The sequence below is a fragment of the Sediminicola arcticus genome (genome assembly GCF_040566695.1).
GTDB lineage: Bacteria > Bacteroidota > Bacteroidia > Flavobacteriales > Flavobacteriaceae > Sediminicola > Sediminicola arcticus.
Map to the genome: position 1 here is coordinate 72,216 of NZ_JBEXAE010000002.1, position 17,392 is coordinate 89,607.

Genomic DNA, 17,392 nt, shown 5'->3' on the forward strand with positions numbered 1-17,392 from the left:
TGATATATGTCAAGTAGTCTTTGGTAAATTTTTAATCTGATATATGGCGTATTTTTTGCCTTCGTTTGGGGTGTTTGATTGAAGCTCTTTTGTCTTTTTAAAAAAAACATTGGAAATTAATGCTTTAGAATTTGAATTATTGGTAATAATTACTACATTTGCCAGCCCTTAAAAGAGGGTAAGTTTTATACATATAATATATAGTATGCCAACAATTTCACAATTAGTACGAAAAGGAAGGGCCACAATTACTAAGAAGAGTAAATCGGCTGCTTTGGATTCGTGTCCACAGAGAAGAGGGGTTTGTACTCGTGTTTACACTACAACACCAAAGAAACCAAATTCTGCAATGCGTAAAGTTGCAAGGGTTAGGTTGACCAATGGTAAAGAGGTGAACGCCTACATCCCTGGAGAAGGACACAATCTTCAAGAGCACTCGATAGTATTAGTAAGAGGCGGAAGAGTAAAGGATTTGCCAGGTGTTAGATACCACATTGTTAGAGGTGCTTTGGATACAGCAGGTGTTGCTGGAAGAACCCAACGTAGATCTAAATATGGAGCTAAACGACCTAAGAAGTAATTAAATCTTTTTAAAGAGAAGACATGAGAAAAAAACAGGCCAAAAAAAGACCGTTATTGCCAGATCCAAGGTTTAACGACCAGTTAGTAACTAGGTTCGTAAACATGATGATGTGGGATGGTAAGAAGTCTATCGCTTTTAAAGTATTCTATGATGCAATTGATATCGTAGAAGAAAAGAAGACAGATGAAGAGAAAACTGCACTTGAGTTGTGGAAAGATGCGTTGTCTAATGTTATGCCTCACGTAGAGGTTAGAAGTAGAAGGGTAGGAGGGGCAACTTTCCAAATCCCAATGCAAATTAGACCGGACCGTAAGATTTCTACTGCTATGAAGTGGTTGATCAGCTATTCACGCAAGCGTAACGAAAAAGCAATGTCTCAAAAATTAGCCGGTGAGATTTTAGCCGCTGCTAAAGAAGAGGGTGCTGCAGTTAAGAAAAGAACAGATACCCATAAAATGGCAGAGGCTAATAAAGCATTCTCCCACTTTAGATTTTAATTAATAGAGAAATGGCTAGAGATTTAAAATTAACAAGAAATATAGGTATTGCTGCTCATATCGATGCGGGTAAGACAACTACGACAGAGCGTATCTTGTTTTACACTGGTGTGAGTCATAAAATAGGTGAGGTTCATGATGGTGCTGCTACTATGGACTGGATGGAACAAGAACAAGAGCGTGGAATTACCATTACTTCTGCTGCTACTACCTGTGAGTGGGTTTTTCCAATGGAAAATGCCCTGCCAACCGAAGATGCACAATCTTACCACTTTAATATTATAGATACTCCTGGTCACGTTGATTTTACGGTTGAAGTAAATCGTTCATTACGTGTATTGGATGGGTTGGTTTTCTTGTTTAGTGCAGTTGATGGCGTTGAGCCTCAGTCTGAGACTAACTGGAGATTGGCCGATAATTACAAAGTTCCACGTATCGGTTTCGTTAATAAAATGGACCGTCAGGGAGCTGATTTCTTGATGGTTAACAGGCAGGTTAAGGAGATGTTGGGATCAAAAGCGGTGCCAATTGTTTTGCCTATCGGAGACGAGGAAAACTTTAAGGGTATCGTGGATTTGGTGAAAAATAGAGCTATCGTTTGGCATGATGAAAATTTTGGGGCAACTTTTGATGTAGTTGCGATACCAGAAGACATGAAGGCTGAAGTTAAGGAGTTTAGAGCAGCTTTGATTGAAGCTGTTGCTGAATATGATGAGACCCTAATGGAAAAGTTCTTCGAGGATGAAGATTCTATTACAGAAGATGAGGTTCACGCTGCTCTAAGAGCTGCTGTTATGGATATGAGTATCATACCTATGATCTGTGGATCTTCATTTAAAAATAAAGGTGTTCAGTTTTTATTGGACGCTGTATGTAGATATTTACCTTCTCCTATGGATAAGGATGATATCGTAGGTATGAACCCAGATACTGAGAAAGAAGTTTCTCGTAAGCCATCTGTAAAGGAACCATTTGCTGCTTTGGCTTTTAAAATTGCTACCGATCCTTTTGTAGGACGTTTAGCTTTCTTTAGAGTGTATTCTGGTCGTTTGGATGCCGGTTCTTATATATTGAACAATAGATCAGGTAAAAAGGAACGTATCTCTCGTATCTATCAAATGCACTCCAACAAACAAAATGCTATCGATTTTATCGAGGCTGGTGATATTGGAGCGGCAGTTGGATTTAAAGACATCAAGACTGGTGATACTATGTCTGATGAAAAGCATCCTATCGTTTTGGAAAGTATGGATTTTCCTGATCCCGTTATCGGTATCGCGGTTGAACCAAAAACCAAAGCGGATGTTGATAAGTTAGGTATGGCTTTGTCTAAACTAGCTGAAGAAGATCCAACCTTTCAGGTTAAAACTGATGAAGCATCAGGGCAGACTATCATATCTGGTATGGGTGAACTTCACTTGGATATTATTGTAGACCGTCTTAGACGTGAGTTTAAGGTAGAGGTAAACCAAGGCGAGCCTCAAGTTGAATATAAAGAGTCTTTAACTAGGACTGCATCGCATAGAGAAACTTATAAAAAGCAATCTGGTGGTCGTGGTAAATTTGGAGATATTGTATTTGAAATGGGACCTGCTGATGAGGATTTCGTAGGATCTGGTCTACAGTTTGTAGATCAAATTAAAGGGGGTCGAATTCCAAAGGAATTTATACCATCGATAGAAAAAGGATTTGCAGCAGCAATGCAAAGTGGTCCGTTAGCGGGCTATGAAATGGACACGATGAAAGTTGTATTAAAGGATGGTTCCTTTCATGCAGTAGATTCAGATGCACTTTCGTTTGAGTTAGCCGCTAAAATGGGATACAAAGCTGCGGGTAAAGCTGCGGGTGCTATTATCATGGAGCCTATAATGAAAATGGAAGTATTGACCCCAGAAGAAAACATGGGTGATATTGTTGGTGACCTTAACCGTAGAAGGGGAACAGTTACCAATATGGATGATAGAGCTGGTGCAAAAGTCGTAAAAGGTATGGTACCGCTTTCAGAAATGTTTGGTTATGTAACCTCATTGAGGACCTTGTCTTCAGGTAGAGCTACATCAACAATGGAGTTTTCGCATTATGCAGAAACACCATCGAGTATATCAGAAGAAGTAATTAAAAAAGCTAAAGGGGTAACCTCTTAAATAATAGTAAAATGAGTCAGAAAATCAGGATAAAATTGAAATCTTACGACTACAACTTGGTAGACAAATCTGCTGAGAAGATTGTTAAGACGGTAAAGACCACAGGAGCTGTTATTACAGGGCCAATTCCTTTGCCTACACATAAAAAGATATTTACTGTATTGCGTTCTCCTCACGTAAATAAGAAATCTAGAGAACAGTTCCAATTAAGTTCTTATAAAAGACTATTGGATATCTATAGTTCTTCATCTAAAACTATTGACGCCTTAATGAAGTTAGAGCTTCCTAGTGGTGTTGAAGTGGAGATAAAAGTATAGTTTTATCTTATCCTCTTCCTTAGGGAGTGGGTTACATGTCCAGCGCTTTGTGCAAAGGAAAAATGGAAAAAAATAAATTCAGGGTTGAATTATTTTTGACCCTGTTTTTTTGCTACATATGTAGCAAAACACAAATAAGTTAATAATTAATAATTAGTAAATATGTCTGGGTTAATAGGTAGAAAAATCGGCATGACCAGCATTTTCGATGAAAATGGAAAGAACATTCCATGTACAGTAATCGAAGCTGGACCATGCGTAGTTACCCAAGTCAGAACCTTAGAGGTTGACGGGTACAGTTCCCTTCAGCTTGGTTTCGATGACAAGGCGGAAAAACGTGCGAATAAGGCCGAAACAGGTCATTTCAAAAAAGCAGGTTCTACTCCTAAGAAGAAAGTCGTTGAGTTCCGAGATTTTGAAGGAGAATACAAATTAGGTGACACTTTAGGTGTAGATCTTTTTGTAGAAGGAGAATTTGTAGATGTAATTGGTACATCTAAAGGAAAAGGATTTCAAGGTGTTGTTAAAAGACATGGCTTTGCAGGTGTTGGTCAGGCAACTCACGGTCAGCACAACAGACTAAGAGCTCCAGGTTCTATTGGTGCGGCTTCATATCCAGCGAGAGTATTCAAAGGAATGAAAATGGCAGGTAGAATGGGAAATGATAGGGTTACAGTTGAAAACCTTAGAGTTGTTAAAATAGTTCCAGAGAAAAACCTTATTGTAATTAAAGGTGCAGTTCCTGGTCATAAGAACGCTTACGTAACTATTCAGAAGTAATGAAAGTAGCAGTTTTAGATATCACAGGAAAAGAAACAGGCAGAAACGTTGAGCTTTCTGATAGTGTTTTCGGAATAGAGCCTAATAACCACGCTGTATACTTAGATGTAAAGCAGTATTTAGCGCATCAGAGACAAGGTACCCATAAATCAAAGGAAAGAGCTGAGATTTCTGGTAGTACAAGAAAAATAAAGAAGCAAAAAGGTACTGGTACCGCTCGTGCGGGTAGTATTAAATCTCCTGTTTTTAGGGGAGGTGGACGTATTTTTGGACCAAGACCTAAAGATTACACTCAAAAATTAAATAAGAACCTGAAACGTCTTGCAAGAAAATCGGCTTTGAGTATTAAGTCAAAAGAGCAAGCCATATTTGTGGTGGAGGATTTTAATTTTGAGGCGCCAAAAACAAAAGAATTCAAGGAAGTTTTGAAGTCATTGGGATTGGAAAATAAAAAATCTTTATTTGTGTTGGGCGATTCAAATAATAATGTATATTTGTCGTCACGCAATTTAAAGCGTTCCGAGGTCGTAATCAACTCAGAATTAAGTACTTACAAAATATTAAATGCTGGTAGCATTGTCTTAATGGAAGGTGCTTTAGAAGGAATTGAATCGAACTTAACTAAATAAGAGAGACATGAGTGTGTTGATAAAGCCAATAATTACGGAAAAAATGACCGCGGACAGCGAGTTGTACAATCGTTATGGTTTCATTGTTGACCCAAGTGCCAATAAGCTTCAGATTAAGAAAGCTGTTGAAACTACTTATGGGGTATCTGTGGAAAAGGTTCGTACAATGAATTACGGGCCCAAACGTAAATCTCGTTACACAAAAACCGGCGTACAGCACGGTAAAACAAATGCTTATAAAAAAGCGATTGTTGATGTAGCGGATGGAGAGGCAATTGATTTTTACAATAATCTATAAAGACAAAAAATGTCAGTTAGAAAATTAAAACCAATCACTCCAGGACAGCGATTTAGAGTAGTAAACGGGTTTGACGCCATTACTACTGATAAGCCGGAGAAGAGTTTACTCGCTCCGTTAAAAAAGTCCGGAGGTAGAAACAGTCAAGGAAAAATGACCATACGCCAGAAAGGTGGAGGTCATAAAAGAAGGTATCGTGTTATCGATTTCAAGAGAGAGAAGCAGGGAATTGTTGCAACTGTTGATTCGATTCAGTACGATCCTAACAGAACAGCCTTTATCGCATTGTTGAATTATGCAGATGGTGAAAAAAGGTATGTTGTTGCCCAGAATGGGTTGCAAGTAGGTCAAGAAGTTGCTACAGGTGGTGATGTTGCTCCAGAAATTGGAAACACCTTACCTTTGAAAGCTATTCCTTTAGGTACTATTATTTCTTGTATAGAATTACGTCCAGGTCAAGGTGCTGTTATGGCTAGAAGTGCTGGAACGTTTGCTCAGTTGATGGCGAAAGACGGTAAGTTTGTTACTGTTAAGTTACCATCAGGAGAAACTAGATTGGTTCTTTCTGAATGTTTGGCCACTATAGGTGCTGTCTCTAACTCTGACCACCAATTATTGGTGTCGGGTAAGGCAGGTAGAAGCAGATGGTTGGGTAGAAGACCAAGAACTAGGCCGGTAGCAATGAACCCCGTCGATCACCCAATGGGTGGTGGTGAAGGTAGAGCTTCGGGTGGTCATCCAAGATCTAGAAATGGTATTCCTGCAAAAGGTTATAGAACTCGTTCTAAAACTAAGAGTACCAACAAGTATATAATAGAACGTAGAAAGAAATAAAAAGAGAAAGAAATGGCACGTTCACTAAAGAAAGGACCTTACGTTCACTATAGTCTAGACAAGAAGATTCAAGATAATGTGGTATCTGGAAAGAAATCAGTTATAAAAACTTGGTCTAGAGCTTCAATGATAACACCAGATTTCGTTGGTCAAACCATAGCGGTACATAATGGGAAGCAATTTGTTCCTGTATTTGTAACTGAAAACATGGTTGGTCACAAATTGGGAGAATTTTCACCTACAAGATCTTTTAGAGGTCATGGTGGTACTAAGAATAAAGGTAAAAAGTAAGCTATGGGAGTTCGAAAAAGACAAATGGCCGAAAGAATAAAGGCAGAGAAAAAGCAAGTTGCATTTGCGAAACTAAATAATTGCCCTACATCACCAAGGAAGATGCGTTTAGTAGCTGATTTGGTAAGGGGAGTTCAGGTTGAAAAAGCTCTCGCTATTTTAAAATTCAACCAGAAGGAAGCTTCTAAGAGATTGGAGACATTATTGTTATCTGCTATTGCAAACTGGCAAGCCAAAAACGAAGAAGCGAGTATAGAAGATGCGGACCTTATTGTAAAAGAGGTACGAGTTGATGGAGGAAGTATGTTGAAACGACTTAGACCTGCACCACAAGGAAGAGCGCATCGAATTAGAAAACGTTCCAACCACGTAACAATGGTATTGGAGTCTAACAATAACACACAAAGCTAGAGCATTTAGTATGGGACAGAAAACAAATCCAATCGGGAATCGTCTAGGTATTATCAGAGGATGGGAATCTAACTGGTACGGTGGAAACGACTACGGAGATAAGTTGGCCGAAGACGATAAGATAAGAAAATATGTTCATGCACGTTTGGCGAAAGCTAGTGTTTCTAGAGTTATTATTGAACGTACTCTTAAGCTTGTTACTATAACCATCACAACTGCAAGACCTGGTATTATTATTGGGAAAGGTGGTCAGGAAGTAGACAAGTTAAAAGAAGAGCTTAAGAAAATTACTGACAAAGAGGTTCAAATAAATATCTTTGAGATTAAGAGACCAGAATTGGATGCCAATTTGGTTGCTGCAAGTGTTGCACGGCAGATCGAAAGTAGAATTTCTTTTAGAAGAGCTATAAAAATGGCTATCCAAGCTGCAATGAGGATGAACGCTGAGGGTATCAAAATACAGATATCTGGTCGTTTGAACGGTGCTGAAATGGCACGTTCAGAATCTTACAAGGATGGTAGAATTCCATTGTCTACATTTAGAGCTGATATAGACTATGCATTACATGAAGCACATACTACATACGGAAGATTGGGTATCAAAGTGTGGATCATGAAGGGTGAGGTTTACGGAAAGAGAGAGCTTTCTCCTTTGGTAGGAATGTCTAAAGGACAGACCGCTGGCAAAGGTGGAAAACCAGAAGGAGGAAAGAAACCACGTCGTAGAAAGTAATTTTTTAAAGAAAGAAAAAAATGTTACAGCCAAAAAGAACCAAATATCGCAAAGCGCAGAAGGGTCGCATGAAAGGGATCTCCGGAAGAGGACATCAACTTTCTAACGGTATGTTTGGTATAAAATCCTTGGACACTGATTTTATTACATCTCGTCAAATCGAAGCGGCTCGTATTGCAGCTACAAGATACATGAAGAGGGAAGGTCAGTTATGGATCAAAATATTCCCGGACAAGCCTATTACGAAAAAGCCTTTAGAGGTGCGTATGGGTAAAGGTAAAGGTGCAGTAGAGTACTGGGTTGCCGTCGTAAAACCAGGAAGAATTATGTTTGAGGTAGGTGGAGTGACCATGGACATTGCTAAAGAGGCAATGCGTTTGGCAGCTCAGAAGCTACCTGTTAAGACTAAGTTTGTTGTTGCTAGAGATTATTCAGCTTAATTTTAATTTCAAGAAATCATGAAACAATCGGAAATAAAGGAATTATCAGTAGAAGGGTTGAAAGAAAAACTAGCTGAGTACAAAAAACAACATGCGGATTTAAAAATGGCCCATTTTGTTACTCCATTGGAGAATCCTCTTCAAATAAGAAAAGTGAGAAGAACAGTGGCAAGAATTGCGACAGAATTAACAAAAAGGGAATTACAATAATTGGTTCTGCTTTATGGAAAATAGAAATTTAAGAAAAGAGAGAATAGGCGTTGTAACAAGCGATAAGATGGAGAAATCAATTGTGGTTTCAGAAGTTAAACGTGTAAAGCACCCTATGTACGGAAAGTACGTGTTGAAAACTAAGAAATATGTTGCGCACGACGAGACGAACGACTGCAATGTTGGGGATACTGTGAAGATCATGGAAACCCGACCATTGAGTAAGAACAAGTGTTGGAGATTAGTTGAAATCATTGAAAGAGCTAAATAATTATGTTACAGCAAGAATCTAGACTAAAGGTAGCCGATAATACAGGAGCAAAAGAAGTATTGACCATACGTGTTTTAGGTGGTACAAAAAGAAGGTATGCTTCAGTAGGTGATAAAATTGTGGTTACGGTTAAGGAAGCCGCACCAAATGGTACTATCAAGAAAGGTGCAGTTTCTACTGCTGTTGTTGTAAGGACTACTAAAGAAGTTAGAAGACAGGATGGTTCATACATTCGTTTTGATGATAATGCTTGTGTTTTATTGAATCCTACGGGAGAAATGAGAGGTACACGTGTATTTGGTCCTGTGGCAAGAGAACTTCGTGATAAACAATTCATGAAGATTGTATCATTAGCTCCAGAGGTGCTTTAATATATTCAGTAAGATGATGAAACTTAAAATAAAAGCTGGAGACACTGTAAGAATTATTGCTGGTGACCATAAAGGTACCGAGGGCAAGGTTGTTAGTGTTGACCGTGAAAAAAACAAAGCGATTGTAGAAGGTGCCAATATGGTATCTAAACATGAGAAACCGAGCGCTAAGAATCCTCAGGGAGGAATAGTAAAGAAAGAGGCTCCCGTTCATATTTCTAACCTATCTTTGATCGATCCTAAATCAGGCGAGACAACAAGAATAGGTTTTGAAGAAAGGGATGGCAAAAAAGTAAGGTTTTCCAAGAAATCTAATGAAGTAATTTAGTTATGGCTTACATTCCAAGATTAAAACAAGAGTATAAAGAGCGTGTCATAAAAGCGCTTCAGGAAGAATTTGGTTACAAAAATGTAATGCAAGTTCCTAAGCTGGAAAAGATAGTTCTTAGCAGGGGTGTTGGAGCAGCTGTGGCAGATAAAAAATTAATTGATCATGCTGTAGATGAACTTACAGCAATCACTGGTCAGAGAGCAATATCAACTATCTCTAAAAAGGATGTTGCAGCTTTTAAATTACGTAAAGGTATGCCAATTGGCGCTAAAGTTACTTTACGTGGTGAAAGGATGTACGAGTTTTTGGATAGGTTCATTACAAGTGCTTTGCCACGGGTAAGAGATTTTCAAGGTATTAAGGCTACTGGTTTTGACGGTAGAGGCAATTACAACTTGGGAATTACTGAACAAATTATCTTTCCAGAGATGAACATTGACAAGATCAATAGAATTAATGGTATGGATATCACTTTTGTGACCACGGCAGATACCGATAAGGAAGCAAAATCATTATTAACAGAATTAGGACTACCTTTTAAAAAGAATTAGTATGGCTAAAGAATCAATGAAGGCCCGCGAAGTCAAGAGAGCAAAAACTGTGGCAAAATATGCAGAAAAGAGAAAAGCTTTGAAAGAGGCTGGAGACTATGAAGCATTACAGAAATTACCAAGAAATGCTTCTCCTGTACGTATGCATAACAGATGTAAGTTGACTGGTAGACCAAGAGGTTACATGAGAACTTTTGGTGTGTCTAGAGTAACGTTCAGGGAAATGGCAAACAACGGTTTGATTCCTGGCGTTAGAAAAGCTAGTTGGTAAAAAAAATTGAGTATAAACTGGTTCCAGGTTTAACAATAATGTTAAAAACCGTTACCGCAAATATATAATTATGTTTACAGATCCAATTTCGGATTATTTGACAAGAATTAGAAACGCCAATATGGCGGGTCACAGGGTTGTAGAAATTCCTGCTTCTAATTTGAAAAAAGAAATGACCAAAATCTTGTTTGATCAAGGTTATATTTTAAGCTATAAATTTGAGGATAACGCCGTTCAAGGTAATATCAAGATCGCCTTAAAATATGATAAGGTTACCAAAGAGCCGGTTATAAAAAAATTACAACGTATAAGTAAACCAGGGCTACGTAAGTATGCTAATTCTTTAGAACTTCCAAGAGTTTTGAATGGTTTAGGAATAGCGATTGTATCTACTTCCCATGGAGTAATGACAAGTAAGCAAGCCAAATTAGAAAAAGTTGGTGGAGAGGTTTTGTGTTACGTTTATTAATACTATAAAGAGTTAGAATAATGTCTAGAATAGGTAATAATCCAATAGCGATCCCGGAGGGAGTATCTGTAGAGGTAAACGAGAGCATCATTACTGTAAAAGGTAAGTTAGGTGAGCTTACTCAGGAGTTCTCTGCGGTAGCAATAAAAATAGAAGACGGACAGGTGTGGGTAACCAGACCATCTGATTCAAAAGAACACAAAGCTAAACATGGTCTTTATAGAGCCCTTGTTTTGAATATGGTCAAAGGTGTATCTACAGGTTGGACCAAAGAGTTAGAGTTGGTAGGAGTAGGATACCGTGCAAGTAATCAAGGACAAAAGTTAGAATTGGCATTGGGCTTTTCCCATAATATAGTTCTGGATTTAGCCGAAGAGGTGAAATTAGAAACTATTTCTGATAAAGGAAAGAACCCAATTATAAAACTAACGTCTTTTGATAAACAATTGGTAGGACAGATTGCTGCCAAGATTAGAGGTTTCCGTAGACCAGAACCTTACAAAGGAAAAGGAATCAAGTTTGTTGGTGAACAATTAAGAAGAAAAGCTGGTAAATCAGCTTAATAATTAGCATTATGGGATTATCGAAAACTGAAAGAAGACAACGGATTAGGAGAAGAATTAGAAAGGTTTCCTTTGGAACGTCCACAAAGCCTAGATTGTCTGTTTTTAGGAGCAATAAGGAAATTTATGTTCAATTAATAGATGACACTAAAGGAGTTAGTTTAGCTGCTGCGTCATCTAGGGATAAAGATCTTAGCTCTTCTAAAGGAACAAAATCGGAAATAGCTACCCAAGTGGGTAAGGTTATCGCAGAAAAAGCACAAAAGATAGGAATTGAAACTGTTGCTTTTGATAGAGGTGGTAATTTGTACCACGGTAGAGTAAAATCATTGGCTGAAGGAGCTAGAGAAGCTGGACTAAAATTCTAATAAATTATGTTTCAAAAATATAAAAATGCAGAAACCGTTAAGCCAGGAGGTCTAGAATTGAAAGATCGTTTGGTAGGGGTTCAAAGGGTAACGAAGGTAACTAAAGGTGGTAGAGCATTCGGTTTCTCTGCGATAGTTGTTGTTGGGGATGAAAATGGTGTTGTTGGTCATGGCTTGGGTAAATCCAAAGAAGTTGCTACAGCAATAGCCAAAGCAATCGAAGATGCGAAGAAAAATTTAATTAGGATTCCTTTAAATAGGGGAACTCTTCCTCATGAGCAAAAAGGTAAATTTGGTGGAGCACGCGTATACATACAGCCTGCTTCCCACGGTACTGGAGTTATTGCTGGTGGTGCTTTAAGGGCTGTATTGGAGGCCGTTGGGGTACAAGATGTACTTTCTAAGTCACAAGGTTCTTCTAACCCGCATAATGTTGTAAAGGCTACTTTTGATGCCTTGTTACAACTTAGGGATGCAAAAACTGTTGCAACACAAAGAGGAGTTTCTTTGGAAAAAGTTTTTAAAGGATAAATCAGGGATATTATGGCAAAGATTAAAGTTAAGCAAGTAAAGAGTAGTATCAAAAAGCCACAAAACCAAAAAAGGACTTTGGAGGCCCTTGGATTACGAAAATTAGGCCAGGTAGTAGAGCATGAAGCAACGCCTAATATTCTTGGTATGATAAATAAAGTTGAACACTTAGTTTCTACAGAAGAAGCTTAATAACGATAAGGTGTTATGAATTTACACAATTTAAAACCAGCAGAGGGATCTACTCATAAAGATGGTAAAACCATTGGTAGAGGTCAAGGTTCTGGAAAAGGTGGTACTGCCACAAGAGGACACAAAGGTGCAAAATCCAGATCTGGGTATTCCAAGAAAATTGGTTTCGAGGGTGGACAGATGCCATTGCAACGTCGTGTTCCTAAGTTTGGTTTTACCAATATCAACAGAAAAGATTTTACTGGTGTTAATCTTAACAAACTACAAGAATTAGTAGATAATGGTATCGTTAAGGATGCTGTAACTATTGATGTTTTAGTGGAAAACAGACTGGCTGGTAAAAACGATTTGATTAAAATTTTAGGTGGAGGTGAATTAACAGCTCCTCTAAAAGTTTCTGTACATAAATTTACTGCCAGTGCCAAAGCGGCTATTGAGGCTGCGGGTGGTGAGGTAATAAGTTTATAAGCGTATCACTATGAAGAAATTTTTTGAGACATTATCCAATATTTGGAAGATAGATGAACTTAGGGGGAGAATTGTTATTACCCTTGGTTTGCTTTTGGTTTATCGTTTTGGTGCCCAAATAGTTCTTCCTGGTATTGATACCACACAGTTGGCAGAATTATCTTCCAACACGGACAGTGGTATCTTAGGTATTTTGAATGCTTTTACAGGAGGGGCTTTTGCCAATGCTTCTGTTTTTGCATTGGGAATCATGCCATATATATCGGCCTCCATCGTAGTTCAATTGATGGGAATTGCTATTCCTTATTTACAGAAGCTGCAGAAGGAGGGAGAGAGCGGAAGAAAGACGATCAATCAGATTACTAGATGGTTAACTATTGGTATTTGTATCGTTCAAGCTCCTGCATATTTGTACAGTCTAGGGGCTTTAGGAGTTCCTGATAGTGCTTTTGTATTGGGTAAAGGATTAAACTTTATAATCCCTTCTGTTATCATTTTGGTGACAGGTACTGTTTTTGCTATGTGGTTGGGTGAGAAAATCACAGATAAAGGGATTGGTAACGGTATCTCATTGTTGATAATGATTGGTATCATAGCAACTTTACCTCAGTCATTCGTTCAGGAATTTGTCTCTAGAACGTCCAACAATAACGGTGGATTAATGGTCATGTTATTTGAGATTATAATTTGGTTCGTAGTTATCCTTGCTAGTATTTTATTAGTGATGGCCACAAGGCAGATACCCGTACAATATGCTAGAAGAACGGCTTCAGGAGGATATGAAAAAAATATCATGGGCTCAAGACAATACATTCCATTGAAGTTGAATGCTTCAGGAGTAATGCCAATTATCTTTGCACAAGCTATTATGTTTGCCCCGGGGTTATTAGGGAAAACGTTCAATAATACAGCTGTGGGACAATGGATGGAAGTTCAGTTTGCAGATATGTTCGGATTAGCGTACAATTTATTGTTTGCTTTTTTAATTATTGTGTTCACTTACTTCTATACTGCGATCACGGTTCCTACCAATAAAATGGCTGACGACCTTAAAAGGAGCGGTGGTTTTATACCAGGAATTAGACCAGGAAAAGAAACTGGTGATTTTCTTGATAAAATAATGTCTTTGATTACGTTACCAGGATCAATTTTCTTAGCTTTGCTGGCTGTTTTACCAGCCTTAGTTGTAAAGATTATGGATGTACAACCCGGATGGGCCTTGTTTTATGGAGGAACTTCGCTATTAATTATGGTAGGTGTGGCCATTGATACAGTGCAACAAGTGAATTCATATTTGCTGAATAGACATTACGATGGTCTTATGAAAACGGGTAAAAATAGAAAAGTAGCTTAAATTATGGCTAAACAGGCAGCAATAGAGCAAGACGGGAGCATAATTGAGGCATTGTCCAACGCAATGTTCCGTGTGGAACTAGAAAATGGACATGTAGTAACGGCTCATATCTCTGGAAAGATGCGTATGCATTATATTAAGTTGCTTCCAGGTGATAAGGTGAAATTAGAGATGAGCCCTTATGATTTGACTAAGGCAAGAATTACATATAGATATTAAGTAAATAGGATGAAAGTTAGAGCATCAATAAAAAAGAGGAGTGCCGAGTGCAAAATTGTGCGTAGAAAAGGCAGATTGTACGTAATTAATAAAAAGAATCCTAGATTTAAACAAAGACAAGGGTAATTATGGCAAGAATTGCAGGTGTAGATATACCAAAACAGAAAAGGGGAGTTATTGCTCTTACCTATATTTTTGGTGTCGGTAGAAGTAGGGCTAAAGAAATTTTAGAGAGAGCCCAAGTTAGTGAGGATACCAAAGTATCTGATTGGAACGATGATGAAATTGGACGCATTCGTGACTCCGTTTCTTCTTTCAAAATTGAAGGAGAACTTCGTTCAGAAATCCAAATGAACATTAAACGTTTAATGGATATTGGATGTTACAGAGGTATTCGTCATAGATCTGGTTTGCCATTAAGAGGTCAGAGAACTAAGAACAACTCTAGAACTCGAAAAGGAAAAAGGAAAACAGTTGCCAACAAGAAAAAAGCAACTAAATAATAAGTAGTGTATTATGGCAAAGTCAAATGCAAAAACAACAAAGAAACGTAAGGTTATTGTTGAGTCAGTAGGTGAAGCACACGTAACGGCCTCTTTCAATAACATTATAATCGCTTTGACCAATAAAAAAGGTGATGTAATTTCTTGGTCTTCAGCAGGTAAAATGGGTTTTAGAGGTTCTAAAAAGAACACTCCTTATGCGGCCCAAATTGCTGCAGAAGATTGTGCAAAGGTTGCTCACGAAGCTGGGTTGAGAAAAGCAAAGGTCTATGTTAAAGGACCAGGAAACGGCAGGGAATCTGCTATTCGTTCTATTCACAATTCAGGTATTGAGGTAACGGAGATTATAGATATTACTCCAATGCCACACAATGGATGTAGACCTCCTAAGAGAAGAAGAGTTTAATTATTAATATGGCCCAAAAAGGGTTTTCACAGGAAATGTAGTTACGATTATCGAAGGATTAGCCTTAATTCATAATCACATTTCCCAATTTAAAGAAGATGGCAAGATATACAGGACCAAAAACAAAAATCGCCCGTAAATTCGGTGAAGCGATTTTCGGAGATGATAAATCTTTTGAAAAAAGAAATTATCCTCCAGGACAACACGGTAACGCAAGACGTCGTGGAAAAAAATCTGAATATGCAATCCAGTTAATGGAGAAGCAAAAAGCAAAGTACACATATGGTATTTTGGAGCGTCAATTTAGAAATATATTTGCAAAAGCTAATAGTAGTAAAGGAGTTACCGGTGAGGTTTTACTGCAGTTTTGTGAATCTAGATTGGACAACGTAGTATACAGAATGGGTATAGGAAATTCTAGAAGTGCTGCAAGACAATTAGTTTCCCACAGACATATTACTGTTAATGGTGAATTGGTAAATATACCATCTTATTCATTAAAGCCTGGTGATGTTGTTGGTGTAAGGGAAAAGTCAAAATCTTTACAATCCATTCAAGATTCTCTTTCTGCAAGCAGCAACGTTTACGAATGGATTACATGGAATACTGAGAAGAAGGAAGGAACCTATGTTTCTATTCCAGAAAGATTGCAGATTCCAGAAAACATCAAGGAACAATTAATCGTGGAGTTATACTCTAAATAAAACAAGACTGATCCAATTATGGCATTATTTAATTTTCAGAAGCCCGATAAAGTTATAATGATCGATTCTACAGATTTTGAAGGGAAGTTTGAATTCCGCCCTTTAGAACCTGGTTATGGATTGACTGTTGGGAACGCATTAAGAAGAGTATTGCTTTCATCTTTGGAAGGTTTTGCAATAACTTCTGTTAGAATAGACAAAGTAGAGCATGAGTTCTCATTGATTTCTGGTGTTGTTGAAGATGTTACAGAAATCATCCTTAACTTAAAACAGGTTCGTTTTAAGAGACAAATAGAAGACGTTGAAAGCGAAACTGTTTCTATTTCAGTTAGCGGAAAGGAACAATTGACTGCCGGTGATTTTCAAAAATTCATTTCCGGATTTCAAGTGCTTAACCCGGACATGGTGATCTGCAATATGGATCCCAAGGTGAGTATCAACATGGAAATAATTATTGAGAAAGGAAGAGGGTATGTTCCAGCTGAGGAAAATAAGAAGTCTGGTGCGCCGTTAGGAAGCATTGCTGTAGATTCCATCTTTACTCCAATAAAGAATGTTAAGTACAGTATCGAGAACTTTCGTGTAGAGCAAAAGACGGATTATGAGAAATTAATTTTTGAAATTTCAAGTGATGGTTCTATACATCCTAAAGATGCATTAACCGAAGCTGCCAAGGTTCTTATTCATCACTTTATGTTGTTCTCTGATGAAAGAATAACACTAGAGGCAGATGAGATAGCTCAAACTGAAACTTATGACGAGGAATCCCTTCACATGCGTCAGTTGTTAAAAACTAAATTAGTGGATATGGATCTATCGGTTCGTGCTTTAAATTGTTTGAAAGCAGCCGAAGTAGATACATTAGGAGATTTGGTTTCTTTTAACAAAAACGACTTGATGAAGTTTAGAAACTTCGGTAAAAAGTCCCTAACAGAACTTGAAGAGTTGGTAATCAACAAAGGGTTAAGTTTTGGTATGGATTTGTCAAAATATAAATTGGATAAGGATTAATTGACTTCCCTATGAGTGGTGAAAATCATTCTGAAAGAAGCATATAGGTATAGTAATGAGACACGGAAAAAAAGTTAATCATTTAGGAAGAAAAACAGCGCATAGAAAGGCTATGTTGGCTAATATGGCTTGTTCTTTGATAGAGCACAAAAGAATCAACACTACCGTTGCCAAGGCAAAAGCCCTTAAGCAATTTGTTGAGCCTTTGATCACAAAGTCCAAAGCTGAGAACAATCAGACAGTTGAGAAAGGAACGCACAATAGACGTATCGTTTTCAAAAACCTTAGAGACAAGAACGCTGTAACAGAGTTGTTCAGTGGAGTTTCTGAAAAGGTTGCGGATAGACCAGGTGGTTACACAAGGATTATCAAATTAGGTAATCGTCTAGGAGATAACGCTGACATGGCAGTTATTGAGTTAGTAGATTTTAACGAAATTTACAATGCTGGTAAGCCAAAAGCTAAGAAAACTACAAGAAGGGGTAAAACCAAAAAAGTAGAGACCGCTCCGGCCGCTGAAACTGAAACTGAAACAAAAGAACCAGCTGAAGATGCTGAAAACAATGCTGATGATTCAGAAAAATAAAATATCATTACATTTTTGATATATGAAAAGGATAGGCCTAAAAGCTTATCCTTTTT

The 17,392-nt window shown here is 37.9% G+C and carries 32 protein-coding genes; all 32 read left to right on the top strand.

Going from position 1 to position 17,392, the window contains the following annotated elements; translation table 11 throughout:
• The first annotated feature begins 205 nt into the window (after positions 1-205).
• Positions 206-580 (top strand): 30S ribosomal protein S12, encoded by a 375-nt coding sequence (rpsL, locus tag ABXZ36_RS03995; protein WP_013305196.1) that lies wholly within the window; start codon positions 206-208, stop codon positions 578-580.
• A 23-nt stretch (positions 581-603) separates the two neighbouring features.
• Positions 604-1,080 (top strand): 30S ribosomal protein S7, encoded by a 477-nt coding sequence (gene rpsG, locus ABXZ36_RS04000; protein ID WP_354614197.1) that lies wholly within the window; start codon positions 604-606, stop codon positions 1,078-1,080.
• Positions 1,081-1,091: 11 nt separating this feature from the next.
• Positions 1,092-3,224 (top strand): elongation factor G, encoded by a 2,133-nt coding sequence (fusA, locus tag ABXZ36_RS04005; RefSeq protein WP_354614198.1) that lies wholly within the window; start codon positions 1,092-1,094, stop codon positions 3,222-3,224.
• Positions 3,225-3,235: 11 nt separating this feature from the next.
• Entirely contained in the window at positions 3,236-3,541 is a 306-nt protein-coding gene (gene rpsJ / locus ABXZ36_RS04010; RefSeq protein WP_062055772.1) for a 30S ribosomal protein S10, read from the top strand.
• A 162-nt stretch (positions 3,542-3,703) separates the two neighbouring features.
• Positions 3,704-4,321 (top strand): 50S ribosomal protein L3, encoded by a 618-nt coding sequence (gene rplC, locus ABXZ36_RS04015; protein ID WP_354614199.1) that lies wholly within the window; start codon positions 3,704-3,706, stop codon positions 4,319-4,321.
• Positions 4,321-4,950, top strand: coding sequence for a 50S ribosomal protein L4 (gene rplD / locus ABXZ36_RS04020; protein ID WP_354614200.1), 630 nt, complete (start codon positions 4,321-4,323; stop codon positions 4,948-4,950). Before rplC ends, rplD begins: the two co-directional genes overlap by 1 nt.
• Before the next feature lie 7 nt (positions 4,951-4,957).
• Positions 4,958-5,248 carry a 50S ribosomal protein L23 gene (gene rplW, locus ABXZ36_RS04025; protein ID WP_354614201.1) on the top strand — a complete coding sequence of 97 codons (291 nt, stop codon included), beginning with the start codon at positions 4,958-4,960 and terminating at the stop codon, positions 5,246-5,248.
• 9 nt (positions 5,249-5,257) lie between these two features.
• On the top strand, positions 5,258-6,082 hold the full coding sequence (gene rplB / locus ABXZ36_RS04030; protein ID WP_354614202.1) for a 50S ribosomal protein L2: 825 nt from the start codon (positions 5,258-5,260) through the stop codon (positions 6,080-6,082).
• 12 nt (positions 6,083-6,094) lie between these two features.
• Positions 6,095-6,373: a 30S ribosomal protein S19 gene (gene rpsS, locus ABXZ36_RS04035; protein ID WP_354614203.1), complete on the top strand. Its 279-nt coding sequence runs from the start codon at positions 6,095-6,097 to the stop codon at positions 6,371-6,373.
• A 3-nt stretch (positions 6,374-6,376) separates the two neighbouring features.
• Entirely contained in the window at positions 6,377-6,784 is a 408-nt protein-coding gene (gene rplV / locus ABXZ36_RS04040) for a 50S ribosomal protein L22 (RefSeq protein ID WP_062055760.1), read from the top strand.
• 10 nt (positions 6,785-6,794) lie between these two features.
• Entirely contained in the window at positions 6,795-7,517 is a 723-nt protein-coding gene (gene rpsC / locus ABXZ36_RS04045; protein ID WP_354614204.1) for a 30S ribosomal protein S3, read from the top strand.
• Between the two features lie 20 nt (positions 7,518-7,537).
• Positions 7,538-7,957 carry a 50S ribosomal protein L16 gene (gene rplP / locus ABXZ36_RS04050; RefSeq protein WP_354614205.1) on the top strand — a complete coding sequence of 140 codons (420 nt, stop codon included), beginning with the start codon at positions 7,538-7,540 and terminating at the stop codon, positions 7,955-7,957.
• An 18-nt stretch (positions 7,958-7,975) separates the two neighbouring features.
• Positions 7,976-8,167 (top strand): 50S ribosomal protein L29, encoded by a 192-nt coding sequence (gene rpmC / locus ABXZ36_RS04055; RefSeq protein WP_062055754.1) that lies wholly within the window; start codon positions 7,976-7,978, stop codon positions 8,165-8,167.
• Between the two features lie 13 nt (positions 8,168-8,180).
• Entirely contained in the window at positions 8,181-8,438 is a 258-nt protein-coding gene (gene rpsQ, locus ABXZ36_RS04060) for a 30S ribosomal protein S17 (RefSeq protein WP_062055752.1), read from the top strand.
• A 2-nt stretch (positions 8,439-8,440) separates the two neighbouring features.
• Positions 8,441-8,809 (top strand): 50S ribosomal protein L14, encoded by a 369-nt coding sequence (rplN, locus tag ABXZ36_RS04065; protein ID WP_062055750.1) that lies wholly within the window; start codon positions 8,441-8,443, stop codon positions 8,807-8,809.
• A 13-nt stretch (positions 8,810-8,822) separates the two neighbouring features.
• Entirely contained in the window at positions 8,823-9,137 is a 315-nt protein-coding gene (rplX, locus tag ABXZ36_RS04070) for a 50S ribosomal protein L24 (protein ID WP_354614206.1), read from the top strand.
• Between the two features lie 2 nt (positions 9,138-9,139).
• The gene (gene rplE, locus ABXZ36_RS04075; RefSeq protein WP_354614207.1) at positions 9,140-9,691 is read left to right on the top strand and encodes a 50S ribosomal protein L5; all 552 of its coding nucleotides are present in this window, start codon (positions 9,140-9,142) and stop codon (positions 9,689-9,691) included.
• A 1-nt stretch (position 9,692) separates the two neighbouring features.
• Positions 9,693-9,962: a 30S ribosomal protein S14 gene (gene rpsN, locus ABXZ36_RS04080; protein ID WP_354614208.1), complete on the top strand. Its 270-nt coding sequence runs from the start codon at positions 9,693-9,695 to the stop codon at positions 9,960-9,962.
• Between the two features lie 70 nt (positions 9,963-10,032).
• Positions 10,033-10,431: a 30S ribosomal protein S8 gene (gene rpsH / locus ABXZ36_RS04085; RefSeq protein ID WP_354614209.1), complete on the top strand. Its 399-nt coding sequence runs from the start codon at positions 10,033-10,035 to the stop codon at positions 10,429-10,431.
• A 20-nt stretch (positions 10,432-10,451) separates the two neighbouring features.
• Positions 10,452-10,994, top strand: coding sequence for a 50S ribosomal protein L6 (gene rplF / locus ABXZ36_RS04090; RefSeq protein ID WP_354614210.1), 543 nt, complete (start codon positions 10,452-10,454; stop codon positions 10,992-10,994).
• Between the two features lie 11 nt (positions 10,995-11,005).
• Complete coding sequence (gene rplR, locus ABXZ36_RS04095; protein ID WP_354614211.1) at positions 11,006-11,362, top strand: 50S ribosomal protein L18; 357 nt, start codon at positions 11,006-11,008, stop codon at positions 11,360-11,362.
• 6 nt (positions 11,363-11,368) lie between these two features.
• The gene (gene rpsE, locus ABXZ36_RS04100) at positions 11,369-11,893 is read left to right on the top strand and encodes a 30S ribosomal protein S5 (RefSeq protein WP_354614212.1); all 525 of its coding nucleotides are present in this window, start codon (positions 11,369-11,371) and stop codon (positions 11,891-11,893) included.
• A 12-nt stretch (positions 11,894-11,905) separates the two neighbouring features.
• Positions 11,906-12,085, top strand: a complete 180-nt coding sequence (gene rpmD, locus ABXZ36_RS04105) for a 50S ribosomal protein L30 (RefSeq protein ID WP_062055736.1) — start codon at positions 11,906-11,908, stop codon at positions 12,083-12,085.
• Positions 12,086-12,100: 15 nt separating this feature from the next.
• Positions 12,101-12,553, top strand: a complete 453-nt coding sequence (rplO, locus tag ABXZ36_RS04110) for a 50S ribosomal protein L15 (RefSeq protein ID WP_354614213.1) — start codon at positions 12,101-12,103, stop codon at positions 12,551-12,553.
• Between the two features lie 10 nt (positions 12,554-12,563).
• Positions 12,564-13,907, top strand: a complete 1,344-nt coding sequence (gene secY, locus ABXZ36_RS04115; RefSeq protein ID WP_354614214.1) for a preprotein translocase subunit SecY — start codon at positions 12,564-12,566, stop codon at positions 13,905-13,907.
• Between the two features lie 3 nt (positions 13,908-13,910).
• A complete protein-coding gene (gene infA, locus ABXZ36_RS04120; protein WP_013305172.1) occupies positions 13,911-14,126 on the top strand; it encodes a translation initiation factor IF-1 in 216 nt (71 codons plus the stop codon).
• Positions 14,127-14,135: 9 nt separating this feature from the next.
• Positions 14,136-14,252 carry a type B 50S ribosomal protein L36 gene (ykgO, locus tag ABXZ36_RS04125; RefSeq protein WP_013621733.1) on the top strand — a complete coding sequence of 39 codons (117 nt, stop codon included), beginning with the start codon at positions 14,136-14,138 and terminating at the stop codon, positions 14,250-14,252.
• A gap of 2 nt (positions 14,253-14,254) precedes the next feature.
• Positions 14,255-14,629: a 30S ribosomal protein S13 gene (rpsM, locus tag ABXZ36_RS04130; RefSeq protein ID WP_354614215.1), complete on the top strand. Its 375-nt coding sequence runs from the start codon at positions 14,255-14,257 to the stop codon at positions 14,627-14,629.
• A gap of 13 nt (positions 14,630-14,642) precedes the next feature.
• Positions 14,643-15,035: a 30S ribosomal protein S11 gene (gene rpsK, locus ABXZ36_RS04135; RefSeq protein WP_354614216.1), complete on the top strand. Its 393-nt coding sequence runs from the start codon at positions 14,643-14,645 to the stop codon at positions 15,033-15,035.
• A 98-nt stretch (positions 15,036-15,133) separates the two neighbouring features.
• The gene (gene rpsD, locus ABXZ36_RS04140) at positions 15,134-15,739 is read left to right on the top strand and encodes a 30S ribosomal protein S4 (protein WP_354614217.1); all 606 of its coding nucleotides are present in this window, start codon (positions 15,134-15,136) and stop codon (positions 15,737-15,739) included.
• 18 nt (positions 15,740-15,757) lie between these two features.
• Complete coding sequence (locus ABXZ36_RS04145; RefSeq protein ID WP_354614218.1) at positions 15,758-16,750, top strand: DNA-directed RNA polymerase subunit alpha; 993 nt, start codon at positions 15,758-15,760, stop codon at positions 16,748-16,750.
• A 55-nt stretch (positions 16,751-16,805) separates the two neighbouring features.
• Positions 16,806-17,336 (top strand): 50S ribosomal protein L17, encoded by a 531-nt coding sequence (rplQ, locus tag ABXZ36_RS04150; RefSeq protein ID WP_354614219.1) that lies wholly within the window; start codon positions 16,806-16,808, stop codon positions 17,334-17,336.
• Positions 17,337-17,392 lie beyond the last annotated feature (56 nt).

Excerpts from the sequence above, each read along its gene's own strand:
- rplP (WP_354614205.1), top strand. The coding sequence starts at position 7,538 with ATGTTACAGCCAAAAAGAACCAAATATCGCAAAGCGCAGAAGGGTCGC.
- fusA (WP_354614198.1), top strand. The coding sequence starts at position 1,092 with ATGGCTAGAGATTTAAAATTAACAAGAAATATAGGTATTGCTGCTCAT.
- rplN (WP_062055750.1), top strand. The coding sequence starts at position 8,441 with ATGTTACAGCAAGAATCTAGACTAAAGGTAGCCGATAATACAGGAGCA.
- rplW (WP_354614201.1), top strand. The coding sequence starts at position 4,958 with ATGAGTGTGTTGATAAAGCCAATAATTACGGAAAAAATGACCGCGGAC.
- rpsJ (WP_062055772.1), top strand. The coding sequence starts at position 3,236 with ATGAGTCAGAAAATCAGGATAAAATTGAAATCTTACGACTACAACTTG.
- rpsG (WP_354614197.1), top strand. The coding sequence starts at position 604 with ATGAGAAAAAAACAGGCCAAAAAAAGACCGTTATTGCCAGATCCAAGG.
- secY (WP_354614214.1), top strand. The coding sequence starts at position 12,564 with ATGAAGAAATTTTTTGAGACATTATCCAATATTTGGAAGATAGATGAA.
- rplF (WP_354614210.1), top strand. The coding sequence starts at position 10,452 with ATGTCTAGAATAGGTAATAATCCAATAGCGATCCCGGAGGGAGTATCT.
- ABXZ36_RS04145 (WP_354614218.1), top strand. The coding sequence starts at position 15,758 with ATGGCATTATTTAATTTTCAGAAGCCCGATAAAGTTATAATGATCGAT.
- rpsD (WP_354614217.1), top strand. The coding sequence starts at position 15,134 with ATGGCAAGATATACAGGACCAAAAACAAAAATCGCCCGTAAATTCGGT.
- rplQ (WP_354614219.1), top strand. The coding sequence starts at position 16,806 with ATGAGACACGGAAAAAAAGTTAATCATTTAGGAAGAAAAACAGCGCAT.
- rpsL (WP_013305196.1), top strand. The coding sequence starts at position 206 with ATGCCAACAATTTCACAATTAGTACGAAAAGGAAGGGCCACAATTACT.
- rpsH (WP_354614209.1), top strand. The coding sequence starts at position 10,033 with ATGTTTACAGATCCAATTTCGGATTATTTGACAAGAATTAGAAACGCC.
- rplO (WP_354614213.1), top strand. The coding sequence starts at position 12,101 with ATGAATTTACACAATTTAAAACCAGCAGAGGGATCTACTCATAAAGAT.
- rpsS (WP_354614203.1), top strand. The coding sequence starts at position 6,095 with ATGGCACGTTCACTAAAGAAAGGACCTTACGTTCACTATAGTCTAGAC.
- rplD (WP_354614200.1), top strand. The coding sequence starts at position 4,321 with ATGAAAGTAGCAGTTTTAGATATCACAGGAAAAGAAACAGGCAGAAAC.
- rplV (WP_062055760.1), top strand. The coding sequence starts at position 6,377 with ATGGGAGTTCGAAAAAGACAAATGGCCGAAAGAATAAAGGCAGAGAAA.
- ykgO (WP_013621733.1), top strand. The coding sequence starts at position 14,136 with ATGAAAGTTAGAGCATCAATAAAAAAGAGGAGTGCCGAGTGCAAAATT.
- rpsC (WP_354614204.1), top strand. The coding sequence starts at position 6,795 with ATGGGACAGAAAACAAATCCAATCGGGAATCGTCTAGGTATTATCAGA.
- rpmD (WP_062055736.1), top strand. The coding sequence starts at position 11,906 with ATGGCAAAGATTAAAGTTAAGCAAGTAAAGAGTAGTATCAAAAAGCCA.
- infA (WP_013305172.1), top strand. The coding sequence starts at position 13,911 with ATGGCTAAACAGGCAGCAATAGAGCAAGACGGGAGCATAATTGAGGCA.
- rpsQ (WP_062055752.1), top strand. The coding sequence starts at position 8,181 with ATGGAAAATAGAAATTTAAGAAAAGAGAGAATAGGCGTTGTAACAAGC.
- rplX (WP_354614206.1), top strand. The coding sequence starts at position 8,823 with ATGATGAAACTTAAAATAAAAGCTGGAGACACTGTAAGAATTATTGCT.
- rpsN (WP_354614208.1), top strand. The coding sequence starts at position 9,693 with ATGGCTAAAGAATCAATGAAGGCCCGCGAAGTCAAGAGAGCAAAAACT.
- rplC (WP_354614199.1), top strand. The coding sequence starts at position 3,704 with ATGTCTGGGTTAATAGGTAGAAAAATCGGCATGACCAGCATTTTCGAT.
- rplB (WP_354614202.1), top strand. The coding sequence starts at position 5,258 with ATGTCAGTTAGAAAATTAAAACCAATCACTCCAGGACAGCGATTTAGA.
- rplE (WP_354614207.1), top strand. The coding sequence starts at position 9,140 with ATGGCTTACATTCCAAGATTAAAACAAGAGTATAAAGAGCGTGTCATA.
- rpsK (WP_354614216.1), top strand. The coding sequence starts at position 14,643 with ATGGCAAAGTCAAATGCAAAAACAACAAAGAAACGTAAGGTTATTGTT.
- rpsM (WP_354614215.1), top strand. The coding sequence starts at position 14,255 with ATGGCAAGAATTGCAGGTGTAGATATACCAAAACAGAAAAGGGGAGTT.
- rplR (WP_354614211.1), top strand. The coding sequence starts at position 11,006 with ATGGGATTATCGAAAACTGAAAGAAGACAACGGATTAGGAGAAGAATT.
- rpsE (WP_354614212.1), top strand. The coding sequence starts at position 11,369 with ATGTTTCAAAAATATAAAAATGCAGAAACCGTTAAGCCAGGAGGTCTA.
- rpmC (WP_062055754.1), top strand. The coding sequence starts at position 7,976 with ATGAAACAATCGGAAATAAAGGAATTATCAGTAGAAGGGTTGAAAGAA.